Source organism: Candidatus Thermoplasmatota archaeon (genome assembly GCA_030018475.1).
Lineage (GTDB): Archaea > Thermoplasmatota > JASEFT01 > JASEFT01 > JASEFT01 > JASEFT01.
On the sequence record JASEFT010000006.1, the window covers coordinates 1 to 23446 of the forward strand.

At 37.8% G+C, this 23446-nt stretch carries 24 protein-coding genes; 10 read left to right on the forward strand and 14 right to left on the reverse strand.

The genetic code is table 11. From position 1 onward, the window contains the following. Window positions 1-107 precede the first annotated feature (107 nt). The 3 genes from galU to QMD21_01745 are packed head-to-tail and all read left to right on the forward strand — an operon-like array spanning window position 108 to window position 2792. The gene (gene galU, locus QMD21_01735; GenBank protein MDI6855491.1) at window positions 108-959 is read left to right on the forward strand and encodes a UTP--glucose-1-phosphate uridylyltransferase GalU; all 852 of its coding nucleotides are present in this window, start codon (window positions 108-110) and stop codon (window positions 957-959) included. Further along, window positions 956-1762 carry a sugar phosphate isomerase/epimerase family protein gene (locus QMD21_01740; GenBank protein MDI6855492.1) on the forward strand — a complete coding sequence of 269 codons (807 nt, stop codon included), beginning with the start codon at window positions 956-958 and terminating at the stop codon, window positions 1760-1762. Before galU ends, QMD21_01740 begins: the two co-directional genes overlap by 4 nt. Window positions 1763-1769: 7 nt before the next feature. Next, window positions 1770-2792, forward strand: coding sequence for an SDR family oxidoreductase (locus tag QMD21_01745; protein MDI6855493.1), 1023 nt, complete (start codon window positions 1770-1772; stop codon window positions 2790-2792). A gap of 643 nt (window positions 2793-3435) precedes the next feature. On the opposite strand, the gene QMD21_01750 is transcribed toward QMD21_01745, so the two are convergent. Continuing rightward, window positions 3436-3903 (reverse strand): DNA primase, encoded by a 468-nt coding sequence (locus QMD21_01750; protein ID MDI6855494.1) that lies wholly within the window; start codon window positions 3901-3903, stop codon window positions 3436-3438. Between the two features lie 208 nt (window positions 3904-4111). On the opposite strand from QMD21_01750, the gene purB reads away from it, so the two are divergent. After that, window positions 4112-5440, forward strand: coding sequence for an adenylosuccinate lyase (purB, locus tag QMD21_01755; protein MDI6855495.1), 1329 nt, complete (start codon window positions 4112-4114; stop codon window positions 5438-5440). Here purB and QMD21_01760 read toward each other — a convergent pair. From QMD21_01760 to QMD21_01770, 3 genes are read right to left on the reverse strand one after another with little or no spacing between them, the layout of a single operon-like run. Continuing rightward, window positions 5418-5588: a hypothetical protein gene (locus tag QMD21_01760; GenBank protein ID MDI6855496.1), complete on the reverse strand. Its 171-nt coding sequence runs from the start codon at window positions 5586-5588 to the stop codon at window positions 5418-5420. The genes purB and QMD21_01760 overlap by 23 nt on opposite strands. A gap of 43 nt (window positions 5589-5631) precedes the next feature. Beyond that, complete coding sequence (gene asd / locus QMD21_01765) at window positions 5632-6678, reverse strand: aspartate-semialdehyde dehydrogenase (GenBank protein MDI6855497.1); 1047 nt, start codon at window positions 6676-6678, stop codon at window positions 5632-5634. A gap of 5 nt (window positions 6679-6683) precedes the next feature. Further along, entirely contained in the window at window positions 6684-7175 is a 492-nt protein-coding gene (locus QMD21_01770; protein MDI6855498.1) for an amino acid-binding ACT domain protein, read from the reverse strand. Window positions 7176-7268: 93 nt separating this feature from the next. Between QMD21_01770 and trpA the strand changes: the two genes are divergently transcribed. The 4 genes from trpA to QMD21_01790 are packed head-to-tail and all read left to right on the forward strand — an operon-like array spanning window position 7269 to window position 10696. After that, window positions 7269-8036 carry a tryptophan synthase subunit alpha gene (gene trpA / locus QMD21_01775; GenBank protein ID MDI6855499.1) on the forward strand — a complete coding sequence of 256 codons (768 nt, stop codon included), beginning with the start codon at window positions 7269-7271 and terminating at the stop codon, window positions 8034-8036. A 46-nt stretch (window positions 8037-8082) separates the two neighbouring features. Continuing rightward, on the forward strand, window positions 8083-9567 hold the full coding sequence (locus QMD21_01780; GenBank protein MDI6855500.1) for a homocysteine biosynthesis protein: 1485 nt from the start codon (window positions 8083-8085) through the stop codon (window positions 9565-9567). After that, window positions 9564-9956 carry a 4Fe-4S binding protein gene (locus QMD21_01785; GenBank protein ID MDI6855501.1) on the forward strand — a complete coding sequence of 131 codons (393 nt, stop codon included), beginning with the start codon at window positions 9564-9566 and terminating at the stop codon, window positions 9954-9956. Before QMD21_01780 ends, QMD21_01785 begins: the two co-directional genes overlap by 4 nt. After that, window positions 9950-10696: a UPF0280 family protein gene (locus QMD21_01790; GenBank protein ID MDI6855502.1), complete on the forward strand. Its 747-nt coding sequence runs from the start codon at window positions 9950-9952 to the stop codon at window positions 10694-10696. The genes QMD21_01785 and QMD21_01790 overlap by 7 nt, the downstream gene beginning before the upstream one ends. On the opposite strand, the gene QMD21_01795 is transcribed toward QMD21_01790, so the two are convergent. From QMD21_01795 to hisG, 8 genes are all read right to left on the reverse strand, one after another. Beyond that, window positions 10668-11582, reverse strand: a complete 915-nt coding sequence (locus QMD21_01795; protein ID MDI6855503.1) for an asparagine synthetase A — start codon at window positions 11580-11582, stop codon at window positions 10668-10670. The two genes, QMD21_01790 and QMD21_01795, sit on opposite strands and share 29 nt — an antisense overlap. Window positions 11583-11652: 70 nt before the next feature. Further along, window positions 11653-12309 (reverse strand): histidinol phosphate phosphatase domain-containing protein, encoded by a 657-nt coding sequence (locus QMD21_01800; GenBank protein MDI6855504.1) that lies wholly within the window; start codon window positions 12307-12309, stop codon window positions 11653-11655. Beyond that, the gene (gene hisIE, locus QMD21_01805; GenBank protein ID MDI6855505.1) at window positions 12306-12899 is read right to left on the reverse strand and encodes a bifunctional phosphoribosyl-AMP cyclohydrolase/phosphoribosyl-ATP diphosphatase HisIE; all 594 of its coding nucleotides are present in this window, start codon (window positions 12897-12899) and stop codon (window positions 12306-12308) included. The genes QMD21_01800 and hisIE overlap by 4 nt, the downstream gene beginning before the upstream one ends. Further along, window positions 12884-13432: an imidazoleglycerol-phosphate dehydratase gene (locus QMD21_01810; protein MDI6855506.1), complete on the reverse strand. Its 549-nt coding sequence runs from the start codon at window positions 13430-13432 to the stop codon at window positions 12884-12886. The genes hisIE and QMD21_01810 overlap by 16 nt, the downstream gene beginning before the upstream one ends. Before the next feature lie 18 nt (window positions 13433-13450). After that, entirely contained in the window at window positions 13451-14179 is a 729-nt protein-coding gene (hisA, locus tag QMD21_01815) for a 1-(5-phosphoribosyl)-5-[(5-phosphoribosylamino)methylideneamino]imidazole-4-carboxamide isomerase (protein ID MDI6855507.1), read from the reverse strand. Further along, window positions 14176-15219, reverse strand: coding sequence for a histidinol-phosphate transaminase (gene hisC, locus QMD21_01820; GenBank protein ID MDI6855508.1), 1044 nt, complete (start codon window positions 15217-15219; stop codon window positions 14176-14178). Before hisC ends, hisA begins: the two co-directional genes overlap by 4 nt. Then, entirely contained in the window at window positions 15195-16493 is a 1299-nt protein-coding gene (hisD, locus tag QMD21_01825; protein MDI6855509.1) for a histidinol dehydrogenase, read from the reverse strand. Before hisD ends, hisC begins: the two co-directional genes overlap by 25 nt. Further along, window positions 16490-17347, reverse strand: a complete 858-nt coding sequence (gene hisG, locus QMD21_01830) for an ATP phosphoribosyltransferase (GenBank protein ID MDI6855510.1) — start codon at window positions 17345-17347, stop codon at window positions 16490-16492. The genes hisD and hisG overlap by 4 nt, the downstream gene beginning before the upstream one ends. Before the next feature lie 106 nt (window positions 17348-17453). On the opposite strand from hisG, the gene QMD21_01835 reads away from it, so the two are divergent. Continuing rightward, entirely contained in the window at window positions 17454-18494 is a 1041-nt protein-coding gene (locus QMD21_01835) for a tyrosine--tRNA ligase (protein MDI6855511.1), read from the forward strand. A 50-nt stretch (window positions 18495-18544) separates the two neighbouring features. Here the strand turns inward: QMD21_01835 and QMD21_01840 are convergent, their stop codons facing one another. Further along, the gene (locus tag QMD21_01840; protein MDI6855512.1) at window positions 18545-19045 is read right to left on the reverse strand and encodes a hypothetical protein; all 501 of its coding nucleotides are present in this window, start codon (window positions 19043-19045) and stop codon (window positions 18545-18547) included. Between the two features lie 53 nt (window positions 19046-19098). Then, window positions 19099-19866 carry a hypothetical protein gene (locus QMD21_01845; protein ID MDI6855513.1) on the reverse strand — a complete coding sequence of 256 codons (768 nt, stop codon included), beginning with the start codon at window positions 19864-19866 and terminating at the stop codon, window positions 19099-19101. A gap of 267 nt (window positions 19867-20133) precedes the next feature. Here QMD21_01845 and QMD21_01850 point away from each other — a divergent pair, with 267 nt between their 5' ends. Next, a complete protein-coding gene (locus QMD21_01850; GenBank protein MDI6855514.1) occupies window positions 20134-23436 on the forward strand; it encodes a DNA polymerase II large subunit in 3303 nt (1100 codons plus the stop codon). Window positions 23437-23446: the final 10 nt, after the last annotated feature.

The window sequence follows — 23446 nt, forward strand, 5'->3', positions numbered from 1 at the left end:
GCTTTCACTGGTTTTACTAACTATTGGATAAAGGAGGTGTTAAGTTGACACTCTCCTTCTAAAAAGAAGCAATAATAAAATACTTAAAAACCTATTTCTCATTTGATATGAGGGCAGTAATTCCAGCAGCAGGCTTAGGAACAAGGTTTCTGCCTGCAACTAAAGCTCAGCCAAAAGAAATGCTACCTTTAGTTGATAAACCTGCTATTCAATATGTAGTTGAAGAAGCAGTAGCAAGTGGAATAAAAGATATTATTATAGTGACGGGGAGAGGTAAAAGAGCAATTGAAGACCATTTTGATAAGTCTTTTGAGCTTGAGCATATTCTAAGGAGGGATGGTAAAGAAGAGGAGCTGAAAGAAGTTCAGAGAATTTCTAATCTTGCGAATATTCATTATGTAAGGCAGAAAGAGCAACGCGGCTTAGGAGATGCAATTCTTTGCGCTAAAGAATTTATCGGTAAAGAGCCTTTTGCTGTTTTGCTTGGAGATGATATCGTAATATCAGATGTGCCGTGCACCGAACAATTAATCGAAGTATATGAAAAATATAAAAGCTCGATAATCGCAGTTGAGAAAGTACCTGAAGATAAAATTGAAACTTATGGTATAATCAAGCCGAAACCGAATAAAGGGCCGATATATGAGGTTATAGATTTGGTTGAAAAGCCAAAGCCTCAAGAAGCTCCTTCAAATTTGGGTATTTTAGGCAGGTATATACTTACACCAGAAATATTTGGTTGTATAGAGGATACGCCACCCGGAAAAAACAATGAAATTCAGCTTACTGATGCATTAAAAATTTTAGGAAAGAAGCAGAAGATATATGCTTACGAATTTATCGGCAAAAGATATGATTTAGGCAACAAAATGGACTGGCTGAAAACTACTATTGAGTTTGCATTTGATAGAGAAGAATTTAGAGAAGAACTGAAAAAATTTCTTGCTGAGAAATTATGAGCTTCTTGTTCGGAGTGAAAGCAGGCTGGTATGATGTCTATACAATGCTAAAATTAAATGTTGATTTAGTTGAGATTTTTATAGGTAAGAGAGACCTTATTGAGTATAATGATAAGACGATAGAAATATTTACTGGTGTTTTGGAGAATTACAATGTAAATGCTGTTGTGCACGCTCCTGAGTATTACGAAGATTTTCTTGTAGATATTGCTAGTACTGATGTTGCGTTGCGCAATAAGAGTATAAAAGCATTGCAGGAAACAATAAATTTTGCAGAGCAGTTAGGTATAAAGCATATTATTATCCATCCAGGCGGTATTTCCCTAAAACCATTAGATAAATCGCAATTACTAAAAAATTTAAAAAAATCTTTATCAGAATTAAACTACAAGCATTTCTGGCTTGAAAACATGCCTTGGTTTTACTGGCTTGAAAACGGCAAGTTAGCCAAAAGCCATATTTGCGTCGAAGCAACCGATTTTACCGAACTTATAGATGAAATAGAAGGCATAACATTTGATTTATGTCATGCGTATCTCTCTACAAAAGAAGGCGGTAATGATAAACTTAATTATATGACAGACCAGCTCAAAAATTATATTAAACATATACATGTTTCAGATGCAAGAGCGCCTTATCATGAAGGATTGCAGATAGGAATTGGTGATATTGATTTTAGAATTATGAAAGAGCTACCTTCTGGTATAGGAATAGTACCTGAGATAGAGAACGGATATGAAAATGACGGATTGGGATTTAAAATAGCATTGGAAAAATTAAAGTATATTGTAAAATCTTTGTAGTGAACATATGACAGAAAAGAAGATTGTAACTGCTTTGGTAACTGGCGGCGCAGGTTTCTTGGGCTCTCATTTGTGTGACTACCTTATAGAAAAAAATAGAAGAGTAATTTGTGTAGATAATTTAGGAAGCGGAAGAGAAGAAAACATCGAACATTTGATCAAAAATAAAAATTTTAAATTTATCAATCATGATATTACAAAACCACTAAAAATAAAAGAAGAAATTAACGAGATTTATCATTTAGCTTCAAGAGCCTCGCCTGTAGATTTTCCTAAACATCCTATTGAAATATTACTCACGAATAGTCTAGGTACTTATAATATGCTTAATTTAGCAAAAGAGAAAAAAGCAAAATTTCTGTTTGCATCTAGTAGCGAGGTTTACGGCAATCCAAAAGAGCATCCTCAGAAAGAAAGTTATTGGGGCAATGTAAATCCCATAGGTATAAGGAGTTGTTATGATGAAAGCAAGAGGTTTGGAGAAGCGCTGTGTATGAGCTACTTCAGAAAGTATAATTCGGATGTGAGAATTGTAAGGATCTTCAATACTTACGGGCCGAGAATGAGAGAAGATGATGGTAGAGTTGTATCTAATTTTATCGTTCAAGCACTGAGTAATAAGCCAATCACTGTATATGGAAATGGCGTTCAGACAAGAAGTTTTTGCTATGTCTCTGATCTGATAGAAGGGATCTACCGAATGATGCAAGCTGAAAAAATTAATTCTGAAGAAGATCGAATTGTAAATCTTGGTAACCCAAAAGAGATAACAATTCTAGAGCTTGCAAATAAAGTCAAAGAACTCACAAACACAAACTCAAAGATTGTATTTGCAGCATTGCCTAAAGATGAACCTCTACGAAGGAAACCTGATATAAGCAAAGCACAGAAATTACTTGGCTGGGAGCCGAAAATAAGTTTGGACGAAGGGCTAAAAATTACGATCGAATTTTATCAGATCAGTAAAATATTCACGCGAAATCTGCTTTGTTGCACAATTAAGCGATTTTTAGTCTTTCACTTAATCTGAGTTTATATTTTTAGATTTTCTGTGTGCGGAACATTCCGTGTTGGTGAAATTTTCTGATTTTTAGAGCCTTAAAGCCAGAAATTTAATCTTTTTTGAGACCGTTTTTACAGAACGCGTAGCGGGAGGATTTCTAGTCTTCCCTAAGAGAGCTACGCGTCCCACCAATCTGGTGGGATTATATTAGCGTATGCTCTCTTAAAATTTTGGATGTTTCAAAATTTAGCATTGATAGCGTAAGCTATCGGTGTAGAAATAGCCATAAGAGGCAAAAAAGAGAGGTAAAAAAAATGCAAATATTTGTTGGCGTAAATGGTCTCTACGCTATGCCGGATCTAGTGAAGGACTTTAGGAATGCAAAAGCAATCAGAAGGTACAACAGAAGTTTGAAAAAAACAAAAGCGTTTGCTTACAAAGATGAACAAATCGAGTTTGTATAGAAATTTACGAGCTAACCTTAGAGCTAAGCCGGAAGCTTGCTTTGATCGTTGATTTGTTTAACGCATAATGTCCATGAACAATACCATAATTTCTAACGTCCGCTTCAGCCGTAGATTCAAAAAAAAATCGCAGTTAACGCCTAATTTTCGTAGAGTTTTAGCAAGTAGCTGAGGAATGTTAGCTGTGTTATGGACTTGAAGAATGTTCATACCAATCCTGCAATGAAATCATTAGCTTGGCTTCTTTGTCTGGGCTTTAGAGTTACTCTGCTACGAATATTATTTAAAAATGCAACGAGTCCCTCTACATCTTTTATTTCTTTCCTAACATATTTTACAAGCTTTTCCCTTATTTTATCGTTGTATTTAACTCCATTGACTTCTAAAAAATTTTTCAACTGCCTGCAAAGAATGCCGCCTTTCCTGTCCCAATCTGTTAATATCAAAACCTCGCCACATCGCTGAGCTATTCTTTCGCAAAAAGTAGGTAAAGGAAGGGGAGCTATTTTTATGATCTCGCCTTCTAGGCCTAGGGCTCTAAGTGCTAGCTCGTCTTTCCTACCTTCTACAACTACAGGTACTGATATATTTAACGCCATTAAATTCTCGAGTAACGCCTCAAGCTCCTCAAGCTGCTCTTGAGTGTAAGATTTAGAAGATAACTTTTTTACCATGTACAGGTGATGTGTTCCCCGGCGGTAACAGAGAATATCATTTTTTCTATCCTCTTAACCCTCGCCGGGGTGTTTGGCACCTGGGTTGTTCCAAACTCATCCTACGACGTCACGTCTGTAAAGTTGTCTGGGGACCCATCTTTCTAGGTGCCATTAATAATATTGTATGCCATCAATATTAATATTTCCCTTTCCAATACTTGTTCTGATGATTAGTATGATATGCCCATTAGAATTTAGATACGGTAGAGAAGAAATGAAGGCTTTATTTACTGAAGAGCGAAAGTTGCAGTATTTGCTCGACGTGGAAAGTGCCCTTGCCCAAGCGCACGCCCATTATGGCAATATCTCTAAAAAAGATGCAGAAACAATTTCAAAAAAAGCCTCGCTTAAATTTGTTAAATTAGAGAGGGTAAAAGAGATAGAGAAAGAGACTAAGCATGATATTATGGCTTTAGTAAAAGCGCTTTCTGAGCAATGCGGCAAAGGAGGCAGAGCAGTTCATTTAGGAGCTACTTCCTACGATATTGTAGATACTGCAAATGCATTGCAGTTAAAAGAAGCTCTGAAGATTATAGAAAAAGATTTAACAGAGTTACGCAACTCTTTAATTAAGCTTGCAAACAAGCACAAATCTACAATAATGCTTGGTAGAACTCATGGGCAAGCAGCTTTGCCTATAACTTTAGGATTGAAAATTATTGTTTTCGCAACCGAGGTTCAGCGCCATTTAGATAGACTAAAGGAGTGCGAAAAAAGAGCGGTGGTTGGCAAGCTTAGCGGTGCCGTAGGTAGTGGTGCTGGCTTAGGCGAAAAGGCTCTTGAAATACAAGATTTTGTAATGAGGAAGCTTGGTCTCGGTATCGAGCAAGCCAGTACCCAGATAGTTCAGCGCGATCGCTATATAGAAATTATCTCCTTACTAGCTAACATTGCAACAAGTTTAGAAAAATTCGCAACTGAAATAAGGAATTTGCAGAGGAGCGAAATAATGGAAGTAGCTGAAGCTTTTGGTAAAGGGCAAATAGGCTCTTCTACAATGGCTCAGAAAAGGAACCCTATAACTTGCGAGAAGATTTGCGGACTTGCAAGAATAGTAAGAACTTTTATTATACCTTGCTTTGAGTCTGCAATTCAATGGCACGAGAGAGATTTAACTAATTCATCTGCAGAGCGCTTTATTATACCGCATTCCTTTATTTTAACAGATGAAATTTTGAAAGACTGTATTGACGTTTTTGATAACCTTCTAGTATTTCCTGACAGAATGAGAAAGAATTTAGAAGAGCATCCTGAAATTATGAGTGAAGCTCTAACCTTAGCGCTGGTAAAGAAAGGGCTGCCGCGCTTCGATGCTTATGAAGAGCTTAGAAAATGCTCGTTAGAAAAAGACTTCAAGAAAGCAGTAATGAAGAGCAAAAAAATAAGATCTTTACTTAGTCAGAAAGAATTGGATGAGCTACTTAAATTCGAGAACTATTTGGGCGCTAGCGAAAAAATAATTTTAAATTGTACTAAATACCTATTAGCGCAATAATTAAGGATACGATAATCACAATAATTATAAGAATTGCCAAATAGAGATGAGGCTCTAGAGTTTCGTCAGTTAGGGTTTCCATGATAAATTCTTTGTCTGCCGCCTTACGAAAAGTCTCCTTAGTAACAATATTTTTGAGCTTTACCATTAGCAAAAGTCCATTTGTTTGGTAATATTAAAAGTTTTCTTATTCACAAATATCCTTCCTTCAGCGCTAGCTCTGCATTGAGCAAAGAGCAGCCTGCAGCGCCTCTGATAGTGTTATGAGAAAGCAAGAAGAATCTTATTTTTCTGCCAATTTTCTTCAATCTCCCTATACTTACAGCCATCCCTCTGGCTCGATTTGGCTCCCCTGCATAAGCATCCAAAGCAGGCTGAGGTCTATTTGCAGCATTTAAAACAATTATTGGTTTTTGAGGTGCAGTTGGCAGTTTCAACTTCTGAGGCAAAGCTCTAAATTGCGAGAATGCCTTTTTAATGTCATCAAGCTCTAAATCTTTTTCCAGCTCTACAACAACGCTCTCTAAATGGCCATCTCTTACAGGTACTCTAGCACAGCTTGCCGTTACTTCAAATTCAGCATATAAAATTTTTTTATTTTTAAGCTTACCAAGAATCTTTTTGCTCTCCCGCTCTACTTTCTCTTCCTCCTCCTCTATGAAAGGTATCACATTGCCTAAAATATCTAAAGAAGCTACTCCTGGATAGCCTGCGCCTGAGAGAGCTTGATAAGTACTTACTACAACATTTTTAATTCCAAATTCCATTAGTGGTTTTAATCCAAGCACTAAGCCTGCGGTAGTGCAGTTTGGATTCGTTACAATAAAACCTTTTTCCCAATATTTAACAAGCTCTAAATGCTCAGGATTGACTTCAGGCACTAGGATAGGAACCTGAGAATGCATTCTGAACGCGGAAGTATTTGAGAATATTTTAAACCCTTTTTTAGCATATTTTAATTCTACTTCTTTCGCTATTTCTGCAGGTAGTGCACTAAATAGTAACTCAGCTTCGCTTTTATCAACATCTTCTAAATTTTTAACTTTTAAATTTTTTAAATTTTCAGGAATAGTAGTATCTAACAGCCATTTGCTTAAACTACCGTAGCTCTTGCCTGTAGATTTTTCCGAGGCTGCTAGAAATTCTAATTCAAAATAAGGATGCTCTGCGAGCAATTGAACGAAGCGCTGTCCTACAAGCCCTGTACAGCCCAAAACACCAACTACCGTTTTCGCCATATTTTTTAATGTATAATTACAGATTTTACACCTTTAACGCTTCTTATATTAGGTATTATTTTGCCTGGAATAGGTTTTTCTGTTATGATAAAGAGATGCTCTTCTTCTATAAGTTCAGGATGACCAACTATTGCCTGCCTAACTGAAATTTTAGAGTTTGCAATAACGCCAGCTACACCAGCTAGTATTCCTGGCAGACGAGCATCTGTAGCTACTATTTCCAAAACTCCCCAGCCCATCAAAGGAGCCACATCTTTTAAATAAGAAGTAGGCAAAAGCCTAGAAAATATTTCTTTTAGCTCTCTGTTCTTCTGAATTGTTTGAATTGTGGCGCTTACTGCACGTCTATCTACACCGCAAGCCTTTGCAATTGCTGTATCCGCCAGCTTTATCCTTCCACAGTAAATTTTATCTCCCTTCAAGCAAAGCCCGTAGCTAAAAAGGAGCCTTGCTACTTTTGACTCTGCAGGCAGGTTTTTGAAATTCTGAGCTATCATAGACCACATTAACATAAAAATATTCTAAATGATACTTAAATCTAACTTTGAAGTACAGAAGTGTACTATAAAGTGCAAAAGTGTTATAAAGAGGTGGGTATATTAAAGAAAAATGAACTTATAATATACTTAATGGCTGGAGACACTAATTTGAGCAAAACTTTAGAATATGTACTTGCTTTAGAAAGGGCTGGAGCAGATATTATAGAGCTAGGAATACCTTTCTCAGACCCTATTGCAGATGGTGCTACAATTCAGCTTGCAGATTTAAGAGCTTTTGAAAGCGGTACTACTCCTGAAAAAGTTCTGGAGCTAGTAAAAACAATAAGAAAAGAATCAGATATTCCAATTGCAATTATGACCTACTACAACATTATTTTCAATTTCGGTGAAGAGCAATTCGTTAAAAGGGCAAGCGCTGTGGGCGTAGACGGGATTATTGTCCCTGACCTGCCAATTGAAGAAAGTGATGCACTGATAAAAGCAGCAAGAGCTTATGATATAGCTACAATCTTTTTAGCCTCGCCTGCCTCAAGCAACGAAAGAATCAAGAAGATTATTGAGAAGACAAAAGGCTTTCTTTACTTAGTATCTGTTTACGGCGTAACTGGTGCACGTGAAGAACTTAGCAAAGCCGCAAAATCTCTGATTAAAAGAGTAAAGCTTTTAGCTGAGGCAAAAATCCCAGTTGCATTAGGTTTCGGGATATCTAAGCCTAAACATGTTTACGAGGCTGTAAAAGCAGGTGCTAGCGCCGTTATTGTGGGGAGCGCAGTTGTTAAAATTATAGAGGAAAGTGCCTCTACAAAAAGAATAGAGAGTTTTGTTAAATCTCTTAAAAACGCTCTCTCAGATGCATAAACCGCAACTCCTAAATACCGCAAAAATCATTCTTTCACCTTGAAATATGCCTAAAACTCTAGAAGAAATAAATCGTAAAATTAAGGAAGGTAATGCTGTGGTTGTAGATGCAGAAGAAATGTCTTTAATTGTAGAAGAGAAAGGCTTGGCTAAGGCTGCGAAAGAAGTGGATGTGGTAACAACAGGCACTTTCGGAGCTATGTGCTCTAGTGGCGTTTTTCTTAATTTTGGTCACTCAGAAGAGCCTATAAAAATGCAGCGCGTTTGGCTGAATGATGTTGAGGCATATACAGGTATAGCAGCTGTAGATGCTTATTTAGGTGCAACCCAGCTTAGCGAAACAAAAGGTTTTGACTACGGCGGAGCGCACGTAATTGAAGATTTGCTGTTAGGCAAGGAAATAGAGCTGAGAGCAGTTAGCTACGGAACTGACTGCTATCCTAAAAAGAGCTTGAAGACCAAAATTACTTTAGAATATTTAAATCAAGCTATAATGGTCAATCCAAGGAATGCATATCAAAGATATAATGTGGCTACAAATTCTTCAGATAAAACTCTCTATACCTATATGGGTACTTTACTGCCAAATTTTGGTAATGCAACTTTTTCCGGCGCAGGTGCATTATCGCCGCTATGCAACGACCCTGATTACGAGACTATAGGAATTGGCACTAAAATATTTTTAGGAGGAGGTAAAGGCTATGTAATTGGCGAAGGTACTCAGCATAATCCAAAAGCAGGTTTTGGTACATTGATGGTAAAAGGCAACCTAAAAGAAATGTCAGCTGAATATTTAAAACCTGCAATTTTCCATAAATATGGCGTTACTTTATACGTTGGTATAGGCGTTCCTATCCCTGTACTAAACGAAAGCATTGCAAGAAAGACTGCAATTAAAGATGCAGATATAGTTACTAACGTGCTTGATTACTCAGTACCTAAAAGAGACAGACCGATACTTAGGAAAGTAACTTACGAAGAGCTCAAATCAGGATTAATAGAAATTCAAGGTAAAGAAGTACCTACATCATCACTCTCAAGCTATTTCATTGCTAAGAAGATAGCACTGGAACTAAAAAACTGGCTTGAAAAAGGTAATTTTTTGATTTCCGCGCCTTTAGAAAAATTGCCGTACGATGTAGTGTTCAAGCCTATGAAAGAAGAGATAATGAGAGTAAAAGATGTAATGCTTGCGCCAGTCATTACTATCAAAGGAGGCTCTAGCATTAGGGAAGCAGCTAATTTGATAATAGAGAAGAATATAGACCATTTACCTGTAGTTTCTAAAGAAAATAAAATTCTGGGTATTTTAACTTCCTGGGATATTTCTAAAGCTGTACTTGGTAAATATAGATTTGTAGATGAAATAATGACTGAAAAAGTTATCACTGCAGAGCTTGAAGAAAGTGTAGAAAGCGCTGCTAAAAAACTGCAAGAGCATAATATTTCTGCACTACCAGTAGTTGATAAAGAGCAGAAAGTTGTAGGAATGATAACTACAAGTGCATTGAGCAAATTATTAATAAAATGAAAGTTCGCGTTTACTTTCCAGGAAAGGTAGTTAACGAGCCCGTTATAGCGCAAACAATTTTAGAGAGTAAAAGTTTAATTAATATATTAAGAGCAACTGTGGATGAGCATGGCGGAGATATGATTATAGATATTCCAGAAAAAGATTACACCAAGATTGTTAATTTACTAAGGTCTAGGGGCGCGAGCGTATCGATGCTTGAGAAGCCTATAATTCTCAACGAAGAAAAATGTATAAACTGCGGCGCTTGTATCTCAATATGCCCTACGAAAGTATTTAACTACAAAGAAGACAAATCAATTTCTGTAGATTACGAAAGATGTATTCAATGTGGCTTGTGCATTAACGCATGTCCCCATCAAGCTCTGATGGTGCATAGAAAATGCTGAGGGAGCTGTTCCAAGTAAGTGAAACTGCGATTACTATAATTGCAGAAGAGCAGGAATATAGTGAGGTAGCGAAGAGAGCTGTTTTGAGAGCGCGCGCTGAACTTGAAAAATTCATTTTTCAAGCCAAGCTTTTTGCAATTACCTTGGAGCCTTATCATTGCAACGAAGAAGCGCCTGAGATTGTCAAGAGAATGTGCGAAGAAAGCTCTAAATTTGGTATAGGCCCTATGAGTGCAGTCGCAGGCGCTATTGCGCAAGTTGCTCTTGAAGCTATGCTTGAGAAAGGTGCTGAGCATGCAATTGTTGATAACGGTGGAGATATTGCAATGGCTCTTAAAAAGCCTGCCAACGTAGGAATATATGCAGGCGAGTCTAAAATAAAAAATTTAGCTTTGAAAATAATGCCTGAGACGACGCCTTTAGGAATATGCACTTCATCAGCTACGATAGGGCATTCTATTAGTTTTGGGAAGGCTGATGCGAGCGTCGTTGTCGCTAATAACGCAATTCTTGCAGATTCTGCAGCTACAGCTCTAGGAAATGCTGTGAGAAGTGAAGAAGAAATTGAGAAATCTTTCGAAGTTGTTAAAAATATTGATGGCATAATAGGAGCTTTGGTTATTGTAAATGATAAATTAGGGTTGTGGGGCGAATTGCCAGAGATTATAAAAGCAGATGCTAAGTTCGAGGTTATAACGAAAGGAAGGAAGTTCAAATTCCCAACTCGCCAGGAGTTTTAGGGAAAAGAGTGACCTCTTCTATTCTTTTAGCTCCGCAAACGTATCTAGTAAATCTTTCTATGCCCAGTCCAAAACCTGCAGATTTACAAAGACCTTGCCTTGCAAGCTGTAAATACACAATAAAGTCTTCTACTTTCAAGCCCTGCTTCTTTATTCTGGCAATAATTCTATCATACTCGTATTCGCGCTCGCCACCAGATAGTGCTTCTCCACACCCTTCTGGCCAGATTAAATCCATATCTACAAGATATCCAGGCTTCTCTTCGCTTTCCCTATCGTAAAATTCGCGTGCTTCCAAAGGAACGTCTATAATCCAGAAGGGCTCTTTGTGAAGTTGCGAGAGAACAGCTTCGAAATTACCGCCGTATTTATCATAAGCGTCTTCGTAACTAATGCGCTCAAAAGGCTTGTTAGGGACTCTAAGCTCGCGCTTGAAAAGTTCTAGCTCCTCTTTGCAACTATCCTTTACACAGCGCAATGTGTGAATAACCAAATTCTCGCCTAATCTTATTAGCTCCTCGCGATCACCATCTCTTACCTCTAAATCTAACTGAACAAACTCAACTAAATGCTTGCCTGTATCTGCCAGCTCTACAGGCTCGAATCTTATATTCGGCGAATAGCAGAAAATTTTAGGAATTGTCAGTATAGCAAGCTGCTTGTGAAATATCATGCTCTTTGTCAATTGATATTTGTGGTTATAGTATTCTATAATAGCACTGCCTGTAGCATGTCTTAGAGGATCTGTAATAGGCGAAATTATAACTGGCAGAATTTCAACAAAGCCCTCGCTCCTCAAATAGTCGCCTGTTGCTTTAATGATTGCACTCTGTATTTTTAGCGCACTAGCTTTTCGTTCAGAAACCGATTCGAATAGCTTTTTCATAAAAATTAATAGATATATAAAACTTAATAAGGCTTTCTGGAGATTTTTTGAACAATCTACAAAAAAAAATTTATAAATAGCCCAATTTTTTCAATAAAGACATTGGATTTTCAACTAAAATTCTATTTATCTCATTTCCCAAACCTAATTTTAGGCATATTTTTCTAGGTTCTCCTTCCCTCAATAAATCCTTTTCAGAATGGGCATCTGTACTCAGCAATAGCTTGCAATTTGCTTTTTTACAAATTTCTGCAATGTGGTTGTTTGCTATTGAGTGCCCTCCCCTTTTAGTCAACTCTATAAAGATATTGTTTTTATAAGCTATTTCTGCCTCTTCCAAACTTAAATAACCAGGATGCGCTAAAATATCTATATCTGAGCGCAGGCCTTCGTAATTAGTTCCTTTCTCCACAGGCTCTATAGGTGTTTCGCCATGTAAAACTACTAGCTTTGCACCTTTTTTTCGGGCTTCTTTTGCAAGTTTGGAAATTGCTTTTACAGGTATGTGCGTTAGCTCAACTCCTGCTATAGCGATAATATCCCAGTGTTTTTCAGCAAGCTCGCAATCTTTAGTAGCGCTTGCTATAACACTTTCTAGATTAGAAGGGCTCACATGGTCTGTAATAGCAATTGCTTTATAACCAAGAACAAAAGCTCTCCTTATAAGCTCTATTGGCAAAAGTTCGCCATCGCTGAGTAACGTATGGGTATGGAAATCGTAGGTCATTTTCTCCTCCTCTCAAGCTCTCTGAAAATATCGATTGGCTCTATACCGTGAGCAGTCATAAGTACCATACAGTGATAGAAAAGATCTGCTAGTTCCCAAACTAAATTTTCTTTTGTGGATGCAGTTGCAACTTCTTTGGATTCTTCTATTATTTTATCTGTTAGTAATTTTTCGTTGCTTAAAAGCTTGCTGGTATATGATTTTTCAGAAGGACTCTTTTTCCTCTCTTCCAGCACTTTCAAAAGCTCGTAAATTAGACTAGCGCCTTTCTCTTTCTCAATTATAGAATTGAAGAAGCATGAGTAGCTGTTGGTATGGCATGCGTTACCTTTCTGCTTTACTCTAGCCAAAATCGAATCTCTATCGCAATCTACTTTCAAAGCAACGAGCTCTTGCACATTGCCTGTTTTTTCGCCCTTCTGCCATATTCTTTTCATTTCCCTGCTCCAGTAGTGCATTTTTCCTGTAGCAAGCGTTTTCTCTAAAGCTTCTTTGTTGAGCCATGCATGCATCAGCACTTCGTTATTAGTATAGTCCTGCGTTATTACAGGTATTAGCCCACGCTCATCAAATTTTAGGTCTTCTTCCATTTAACCTCACCTTTTGTGCTTTTCAATTTCATTTCAAACTCAAGCGCTTCTCTCAGAGCTAAACCCAAAGCTTTAAAAGTGGCTTCTACTATATGATGCTCTTCCCTACCGCGCAAAATTAGGTTGTGGAAAGTGATTTTTGACTCTAGAGCAAAAGACCTAAGGAAATGCAGATATAGTTCATTTGGTAAATCTACATTAACATAAGGTCTTTCAATTAAATCTACACTTACTAATACTAAAGCATCGTCCATAGGCAAAATTGATTTACCAATTCTCTTTATTTTAACTTCTTTTTTTAATTTTTCGCGTAATGCCTTGCCTAAAGTTATTCCAATATCTTCGCATAGGTGATGCTCGTCCTTACCGCTTGCTCTAACAGCTAAATTAAAATTTGCAAATTTAGCAAGCGTTGTGAGCATATGCTCTAAAAAGTTGTTCTCGGGCTTTAATTCAATCTTAGCTTTGCCTTCACCGTAAATCTCCAGCTCTAGAGCGATATCAGTTTCCTTGGTCTTTCTTTGAATTCTCATAATAAAAAAAATAGCAAGCTAGTTTATATAATTATACCTTTTTAGTTCTTTAATAGCTTCTCCAAAATTTATCTTTTTTTTATATAGTGCCATACCAAGCACAGCGCCATCAATACCAATTTGGTGGAGTTTCTTCAAATCTTCAATCCTGCAAATTCCACCTGAAACTAAAATTTCCTTGCTCGTTAGTTTTCTGAGCTTTTTTATAGGCTCTAGCTCTATACCTTTAAGACTGCCTTCTGTCTTGATATTAGTGTATAAGAAGCCACACAGATTGAGCTTTTCAACATCTTTTACATATTCAGCTAGATTTTTTCCGCTGTTCTCCTGCCAACCCTTAACTAATATTTTATCGTTTTTAGAATCTACCGCAACTATAATTTTAGAGCCTAGTTTTGAAGCTAGCTCTTTCAGCCAGTCAATATCTATAACAGCGCGTGTGCCCACTATTATTCTATTTGCGCCTTTCTCTAGTAGCTCGCAAGCTTTTTCTGTGGCTCTTATTCCACCACCCACTTGCACTTTAATATCTACTTTTTCAATTATTTCTTCAATTGTTTTGAGGTTATTGCCTATGCCTAATGCTGCATCCAAGTCCACTAAATGCAGCCAATCTGCGCCCTCTTCTCGCCATTTAATAGCAAGCTCTAAAGCGCTCTCTTTCAATACAATACCTGTATTGAGTTTGCCATGTAGCAATTTAACTACTTTTCCATTATGTAAATCAATGCTAGGAATGATTTTCATGACCTTAAAATTACATTTATACTTTTTATCAGTCTGGAATTATCTTCCCTTTTGCCAGTTGTAATTCTAACGCAATTTTCAAGCTCTTTTTGCATGCCAAAATCTTTTATCAATATTGCTTTCTTCCTTAAAGCTGCGCATAATTTTTCTGAGTTAATAGGCGCTTTTGCAAGTACGAAATTAGTCACTGACGGATAGACCTCAAAACCAAGCTTTTCAAGCTCTTTACTTAATTTCTCGCGCTCTTCTATAGTGATTTTTACAATTTTTTTCAGCCACGCATTAGATTTCAAAGCTTCTATTGCGAGTGATTCGCTTACAGCATTCAAGTTATAAGGCGGCTTCACTTTGAGCAGTTCTTCGATAATACTTTGCTGCGCTACCCCATAACCTATTCTAAGACCTGCTAGAGCATAAGCTTTAGAAAAAGTTCTTGTTATTATCAGATTGCTATATTTATTAATGTATGGCAAAAGGCTCTTGCCAGAATATTCTGCATAAGCCTCATCTATTACGATAATACCTTTTGAGCTTTCAATAATTTTTAAGATATCATTTTCAGGGAAGCAATTACCAGTAGGGTTGTTTGGATTTGCGATAATTGTAATTTTCGGTTTTGCCTTTAAAAACGCGCTTACATCTAAATCCCAAACTTTTTTAGTTCTGATTAAAGGAATCTCAATTACTTTGGCAAAATTCAAAATACCATAAATTTTATACATAACAAAAGTAGGTGTTGGGATAGCCAGAGCATCGTTAGGCTCTAAATAAGCTCTCATTATAAAATCTAAAATTTCATCTGAGCCGTTTCCTGCGATAATATTATCTGGGGATAATTTCAATTTTTTAGCTAAAGCTTTTCTTAAAAAATCTGAGTTTGGAGCCGGGTATTGATTAATTGCGAATTTAGCTGTGCTCAGAGCTCTTGTTATTGCTGGATTAATGCCTAAAATATTAGCGTTAGTATCCATTCTAAGTCCTTTGAATTGCTCTGCAAAGTAAGGCTTGAGTAGCTTTATGTCTTTCCTCGCTTTTTCCATTTCTCTAACCTTTTCTCCAGACTTTTAGCATGTGCTTCAAAGCCCTCAAGGCGCGCAACTCTCACTGCCGGCTCTGCAAGTGTAAAGAGTGCTTTTTTAGATATTTTCTGGTAAGTTATAGATTTAACAAAATCATCTGCGCTTAGTGCCGATCTCGTTCTTGCATATCCAGAAGTTGGTAAAATATGGTTAGAGCCTGAAGAGTAGTCGCCAACAACGCTAGGCGTTGACTCGCCTAAAAAAACTGAGCCTGCGGTTTTTATCTTGCCTAGCGCTACAGGCTTGCTAACAACTAATTCTAAATGCTCAGGCGCATATAGATTTGCAAATTCTATACACTTTTGGATGGAGTGCGCTATTAGAATCGCTGAGTTACTTTCAAGAGCTCTGAGAATTATGGCTTTTCGCTCTAAATTCTCGATTAACTCTAGCAATTTAACTTTGACTTCGTTAGCTATTTTCTGCGATGTTGTTACTAAAACTGCATGTGCATTCTCGTCATGCTCAGCTTGCGCAAGTAAATCAAGCGCTAATAGCTCGCTATCAGCCTTTTCATCCGCAATTGCTAAAATTTCGCTTGGGCCGCATGGAAAATCTATATCTACATCTTTTGAAACCAATAGTTTAGCTGCAGTTACGTAGACATTGCCAGGACCTACTATTTTATCAACTTTTTTGATGCTTTCAGTGCCATAAGCTAGAGCTGCTATTGCTTGCGCACCTCCTACTTTGTAAATTTTATTTACTTTACAAAGTTTAGCAGCTAAAAGCACTAAAGGATCTGTTGTGCAATCTTTTCTAGGCGGAGTGCAAATAACAATATCTTTCACTCCTGCTATTTTTGCAGGTATGCATGCCATTATTACAGTTGACGGGTAAGAGGCTGTGCCGCCAGGCACATAAATACCAATTGCTTGCAAAGGCTGAAAGAGCCTGCCAAGCTCAATACCCTCTTTTATTTTTTCGGTTTTGCGAAGTTGCAACAAATGAAATTTTTTTATGTTTTTAATACACGCCAGCAAAGTGCTCTCTACATTTTTAGGAATTTTTGAAAGTGCTTCTTTAAACTCTTGCTCGCTAACTTCTAAATTTTTTAGTTGAGCGCCATCGAATTTAGCAGTATATTCAAGTAAAGCTTTATCGCCTCTACTCTTAACATTTTCTATTATCTCTTTAACCACATTAAAATACTTATCCAAATCAAGTCTTCGATTGAAAAGTTTATTCTTTTCTTGCTCTGATAGCTCTGATAGCTTTTTTATTGGTATATTCATAAAACTGCTCTTTCAATAGGCACAATCAGAATACCTGTGGCGCCTAGTTTTTTCAAAACTGCAATAACACCGTTGATTTCTTCTTCGTTAACAACTGCATGAACTGCCACGATTTTCTCGCTGCCTATGATACTCATTACAGTAGGCCCTGATATACCTGGAATGAGCGATTTCACATCTTCCAGCGCTTCTTTAGGCACATTTGCCATTAGGTATCTTCTACCTGTTGCGTTAATTACACTTGCTAATGCTGCAACAAGCTCGTTTATCTTTCTCTTCTTCTCCTCTAGCTCTAAAGCTTTTTCGTTAGCAATAGCTACAGCTTTTGATTCTGTTATAGTGCCTATTTCTCTTAAATAGTTTGTCTTTAGCGTAGCGCCGGTTTCTACCAAATCCGTAATTAATTCTGCTACACCCAAGTGAGGCGCTATTTCTGCAGTACCGCTAACTTCTACAATATCTATTTTCTTACCTATTTTTCTAAAATATTCTTTGGTTAAGTTAGGAAAAGATGTCGCTACCTTCGCATTGTTTGGAATATCTTCGACTGCTAAAATTTTAGATTTCTCAGGTACTGCAATTGCAAGTCTGCAGTAGCCAAAATTTAGTTCCAGTAATTTCTTTACTTTCTTGCCTGTTTCGAGCACCAAGTCGAGACCTGTAATGCCGATATCAGCAACTCCTTCTTCAACGAAGCCTGGTATATCCTGAGCTCTAACGAAGATTATAGAATATTTAGGAGTTTCCAAAAAGAGACTTCTCTCCTCAAGCGCTATTTTCAGCCCTATGCTACGAAGTAGCCTTATAGATTCTTCACTCAACCTTCCCTTGTTAGGAACAGCGATTTTTATCAATTTTTCACCACTTCTTTGTAATAATCTGCCTGGTTAGTAATTAAGATTACTGTTAGCTGTATTATAATACCAAAAATTCTTTTTATCACAAACTTATTTGTGCTTGATGCTGACAAAAGATCAAAAGCTTGCGCTCATTACACGAAATGTCGATGAAATTCTAACTCCGGAAGAGCTTGAAAAATTAATTGAAGACAAAACCAATCCTAGAGCTTATGTTGGTATAGAGCCTTCCGGACTAGTGCACATAGGGCAAGGTATATTATGCGCTCAGAAAGCCAATGATTTAGCGCGAGCAGGCTTTGAAGTAATTATTCTACTTGCAGACTGGCACGCTTTTATTAACGATAAGCTCAATGGCAATTTAGAAAATATAAAAATTTGCGCTGAGTACGTAAAAGATTGCTTTCTGGCGCTAAACGTAGATAAAAAGAGAACTAAATTCGTTTATGTATCGGAGCTTGTAAAAAAAGAGAGCTACTGGGAAAGAGTAATAAGGATAGCAAAATGTTTCTCTCTGGCTAGAATGAAAAGAGCGATGACTATAATGGGTAGGAAGGAGGAAGAAGCTGAGCTGGATACTTCTAAAATAATTTATCCTGCAATGCAATGCGCAGATATTTTCGAGCTTAATGTGGACATTGCTTTCGGAGGTATGGACCAAAGAAAAGCTCATGTTCTTGCAAGAGAGGCTGCAGATAAATTAGGCTTGAATAAGTTTGTTGCTCTCCATACCCCTATTCTTCCTGGATTGCAGGCTCGTAGCAAAGATATTATTGAGCAGAAAATGTCTAAAAGCAAGCCTGAAACATGTATTTTCATTCATGACAGCAAAGAAGAAATAACAAATAAAATTCTAAGCGCCTACTGCCCTCCAAAAGATATTAACAATCCTGTGATCGATATTTGCAAGTATTTAATATTACCTGCTTACGAAAAAATTCGTTTTGAAAGGAGAGATGCAAGCGCTCTAGAAGGAAATTTGAATGAGTTGCTCAAATTTTACGCTACCGGTGAACTTCATCCGCTCGATTTGAAGCTTGGTGTCGCTGAAAAACTTTATGAGTTACTAGCGCCGGTAAGAAAATATTTTAGCGCTAAGCCTGAGAATTTGGAGAGAGTGCTGGAGATTGGGGGGCGGAAGTGAAGAACCCCGGGCTGAAGTATGGGGCATCAAGCATACACTCATTTCCCTTTTTAATCTATCCAAATAGTTTTCCATCCATAAACTGAGACATCTGAGACATTGCCTTGCCATAACGCATAAAGTTTGTATTCGCCGCCCTCGTCAATTGTGCTATCAGTGCCATACATAGGATCATATTTTGTCTGTTTCCATGTCCAATTTGTAATAAATAATTCTGATGAAGCGTTGATTTCAATGGATGTTATTACCTCTAACGCATATCTTGGAGTGTAATCAATTGTTTGATTTTCTGAGCTTATAACTTTTATTATCCATGCGGGGTCGCAAACTCCGTACAAAGTTACATTTTGAATATTCTCGTTTACCAACGTGAGGGTTATTCGAACATCCTCTCCTCGTGCAAAATTATTTTTTTCAGTATCAATTCTGAAATAAAGATTGTGACTATGACCTCTAGTAGATTGCCATGTTTTAGGCTGTTGAGGTCTAAAAATACACCCAGAACAGAGTATTATAACCGTCAGAATGGCAAATATTAGATATTTATTCATTATCTGCATCTCCGAGTTGTAAGTGAAGACCCCCCGGCTGAAGTATGGGGCATCTAACACCGGAGAAGGATCATCTCATACGTGGAAATTTTATCTGCATCTGGAAATTCATGGGAAGTAATACTAAACATAGCAGTTCTACCGGCAGGTATATAAATACTGTAGCTTTTTCCCACATCTAGCAATGTCCCATTAGTTGCAAGAAAACCTGCGTAAATATTGATATTCACACTTACATTCTCGTTGTTCTTAACCGTCCCAGATATCGTATATGTATTTGTGCTTGCATTATAACTTCCACCGTGAGATTCGATATTCACGTTCGGGTCTTTGAATTCTTTTGGTTCATAACCTCTAAGCGATTCGCCCTTGACCTCAATCATGTAAGATGCTGCTAATTTTTCTGGGTCTTCAAACAGAACCCAGGAGTAGCTTTTCTCTCCAGGTTGAAAAACATTACCCGAGTCTATTGCACCCCATGCAGAATCATATGTCTTTATTACCACCCCGTCACTTCTTATTATACTAACGTATGGCGTCACAAAGTACAAATCATATGATTTGTTGTTTCTATACTCAAAAACAACATGTACCTCATTATCCTTTCTGAACCAATTTGATTTTGTTACTTCCAGTCTTGCGCGATACATCTTGTCGTGAGGGTAATCGTCTTGGTCGTCCGGGACTCCATCCCCATCAGTATCTTTCATCGTGGGCCCTGCTGGTGGTTGCACTCTCGGCAACACGAAACTAATAGCCGCTATTACAACCACGATTACGATTATTCCAACCGATATTCCTATCAATTTCTTTTTTTCCATTTCACTCACCATTTTCAAGTGACGTATCACGATATATCTATACGTATAGACCCCGTCCTTAAAAACGAGGCCTCAATGCATAGAATATTTCTGAGGGGTTATGTATTTTTCTACAACTTCTTGTCCGTGTCCAACAAATCCATGAAAGCAGCTAGGAGCTCATAAAGAATATTCACACATCCCTTTCAAAAAAAACCGTATGTGAGACATTCGCTATCGCACTTCTTTTAAGAACATTTATATCGTCACAAACGATTTTGATATCGGATGATTTGCGGCAGGGAAACTGAAAAATATTTTTACCGCTTGATATTAGAAGCTGAAGAATGTTACCAGATTGCAGCTAAGGCTAGGGCTAAAGGTCTTGATCCGGAGCTTGCCCCTGAAATTCAGTTTGCAGAAGATTTAGCAGGAAGGGTTGAGAAACTTGTTGGGCCTGAAGGTATTAGTGAAAGGATAAGAGCTTTGGCTAAAGAGCTTGATAGAGAAGAGCTTGCTATAGAAATTGCAAAAGAGGTTGCAAAGAGGGAAGCTGTTAATTTAGAAGGTAATCTTGAGCAAGCGCTAAGAACAGGCTTGGCTATAGTTACAGAAGCAGTGCCTGTAGCTGCACTTGAAGGTATTGCAAGCGTTAGAATAAAGAAGAACATTAACGGCTCGCCTTTTTTAGCAGTTTATTTTGCAGGTCCTATACGCAGCGCTGGCGGTACTGCCCAGGCTCTGAGTGTTTTAATTGCAGATGTTATCAGAAGAGAGGCTGGTCTGAGCAAATATATTCCTACAAGAGAGGAGATTGAGCGCTACAAAGAAGAAATTTCACTTTACAAACAAGAGCAGCATTTGCAATACACTCCTAGCAACGAAGAAATAGAGCTTGTAGTAAAGAATTGTCCTGTCTGTATTCACGGCGAGGCTACTGAGGAGTTGGAAGTAGTTGGTAATCGCAACTTGCCTAGGGTTGAGACAAACCGTATAAGAGGAGGAGCTTGCTTGGTAATCGCAGAAGGACTTTGCGCAAAAGTCTCTAAACTCCAGAAATATGTGAAGCTTCTCAACATTGACTCTTGGGAGTTCGCTGATAAACTTGCAGCTAGCAAAACTAACGATAAGAAGACTGAAGAAGATATCGGCTATATGAAAGATTTAATTGCAGGCAGGCCTGTACTTGCAAGCCCCTCCGGAAAAGGCGGCTTTAGGCTGCGCTATGGTAGAGCTAGAAATACAGGACTTGCATGCGTAGGTATAAATCCAGCTACAATGGTGTTGCTAGATGACTTCTTAGCTATAGGCACTCAGCTAAAGTTAGAGCGTCCTGGCAAGGCAGGTATAGTCGCTCCCTGTAGTGCTTTAGAAGGTCCTATAGTGCTATTGAAAGACAAATCTTTAGTTCAAATAAACAGAGTTGAAGATGCAATAAAGCTCAAAGGCCAAGTTGTTAATATTATAGATACTGGCGAGTTGCTAGTTGCGCAAGGCGAGTTCGCAGAAAATAACTATCCTCTACTACCATCAAGTTATGTGATGGAGTGGTGGCTGCAAGAGCTAGCTAAGGCGCTGAGGTCACAAACTATACCTTCTCATTATTTAGACCCTTCGCCTACTTTAGCTATAGAGCTTAGCGAGCGTTACAAGATACCGCTCTGCCCTAAATATAATTTATTTTGGGAAGATTTAAATTGCAACGAAATTTTAGAGCTTCGTAGAGTTATAGAAAAGTCAGAGTACGTTAATAACGCTCTTATAATTGCTAAGGACAGTGAGCTCAAAGATATTTTGATTACTCTCTGTGTGCCACATAAAGATGAAGAGAATAGGATAATAATAGATAGCGATTATTCATACATCTTGCTCAGATGCCTAGGCTTGAAGGTCGAAAACGGTAAAATAATTTCTGAAAATAAGGCTGACGTGGCTGCAAACTCAATAGAGCTTATCTCTAAACTTGCACGCTTTACTATAAGGGCGAAAGCTCCTACACGAATAGGAGCTCGTATAGGGAGACCTGAAAAGAGTAAAGAGCGCAAGATGAGGCCTCCGGTTCATGTGCTCTTTCCTCTAGGGCTTGGAGGCGGTAGAAGGAGACTTGTAAAGCAAGCTTCTACAGAAGAAGGTGATAACCGTAGAGAAGGTGTGGAAGTTGGTCTAAGAGTTTGTAAGTCTTGCGGAAGGAGGCTTTTTAGATTTAAATGCAGTTATTGCAATGAGCATACAATTGCTACTCCTTTAGTTAAGCGCCTGTGTCTTAATTTTAAAGAAATATTAGAAGAAGCATGTAGAAACTTAAACGAGGATAAAGATAAAATTCCTGATATCAAAGGTGTGCTTGGCTTAACTTCGATTCATAAAACTCCTGAGGCTTTAGAAAAAGGTATTTTAAGGGCTAAGCATAATGTGTTTGTATTTAAAGATGGTACTATAAGATACGATCTCACAAATGCGCCTTTAACTCATTTCAAGCCTTCCGAAATTAATATTAGTTTAGAACGAATCAAAGAGCTTGGATACGAAAAAGATTATCTTGGCAACGAGCTTGTTAGCGAGGAGCAACTTGTAGAGCTCAAACCTCAAGATGTAGTAGTGTCGAAAGCATGCATTGATTATTTATTAAAGGTAGCGAATTTCGTTGACGAGCTACTTGCTAAATTTTACAAACTTACTGCGTTTTATAATGCAAAGCACAGCGAACAACTTATAGGGCATTTAGTTATAGGGCTGTCACCACATACTTCTGCAGGACTTTTGGGCAGAATTATAGGCTATACTAATGCTAATGTGTGTTATGCGCATCCTTTCTTCTACGCTGCGACAAGGAGAAATTGTGACGGTGACGAGAACTCTGTTATTCTATTGATGGACGCACTTTTAAACTTTTCCAGAAGCTATCTCCCGAGCTCGAGAGGCGGCTTAATGGATGCGCCTCTGGTGCTAACTACAAGAGTAGAGCCTAAAGAGATAGACAAGGAAGCTTGGAATCTTGACACTGTAGAAAAATATCCTTTAGAATTTTACAGCAGTAGTTTGGGCTCAGAGCTTCCTAAGAACATATCTCATTTTATAGATAACGTTGGAAAGCGCGTTGGCACTGAGCTCCAGTACGAAAAATTTAGATTCACACACTGCACTGACAATATTGCTTCAGGTACTTTACAGTCTTCTTATAAGACATTAAAGACAATGGAAGACAAGCTCAGAGCGCAATTAGCGCTTGCAACTAAAATAAGAGCTGTGGATGTAAGTGAGATGGTTTCTAAAATCATCACTACACATTTCTTGCCTGACTTGATAGGTAATTTAAGCCAGTTTTCTAAGCAGAACGTTAGATGCCCTAAATGTAATACTATTCACAGGCGTGTGCCTTTGACTGGCAAATGCAGTAAATGTGAGGGCAACTTAACTCTTACTGTGCATGAGGGCAGTGTTAGAAAATATTTGATGCTGACTAAAGAGCTGGCTTCTAAGTACAATGTCTCGAGCTATATTAAGCAGAGAATAATGCTTGTAGAGCATTCTATAGATTCTGTTTTCCAAAATGCTAAACTGAGGCCTGGCAGATTAGAAGATTTTATGTAGGACTTTTAAA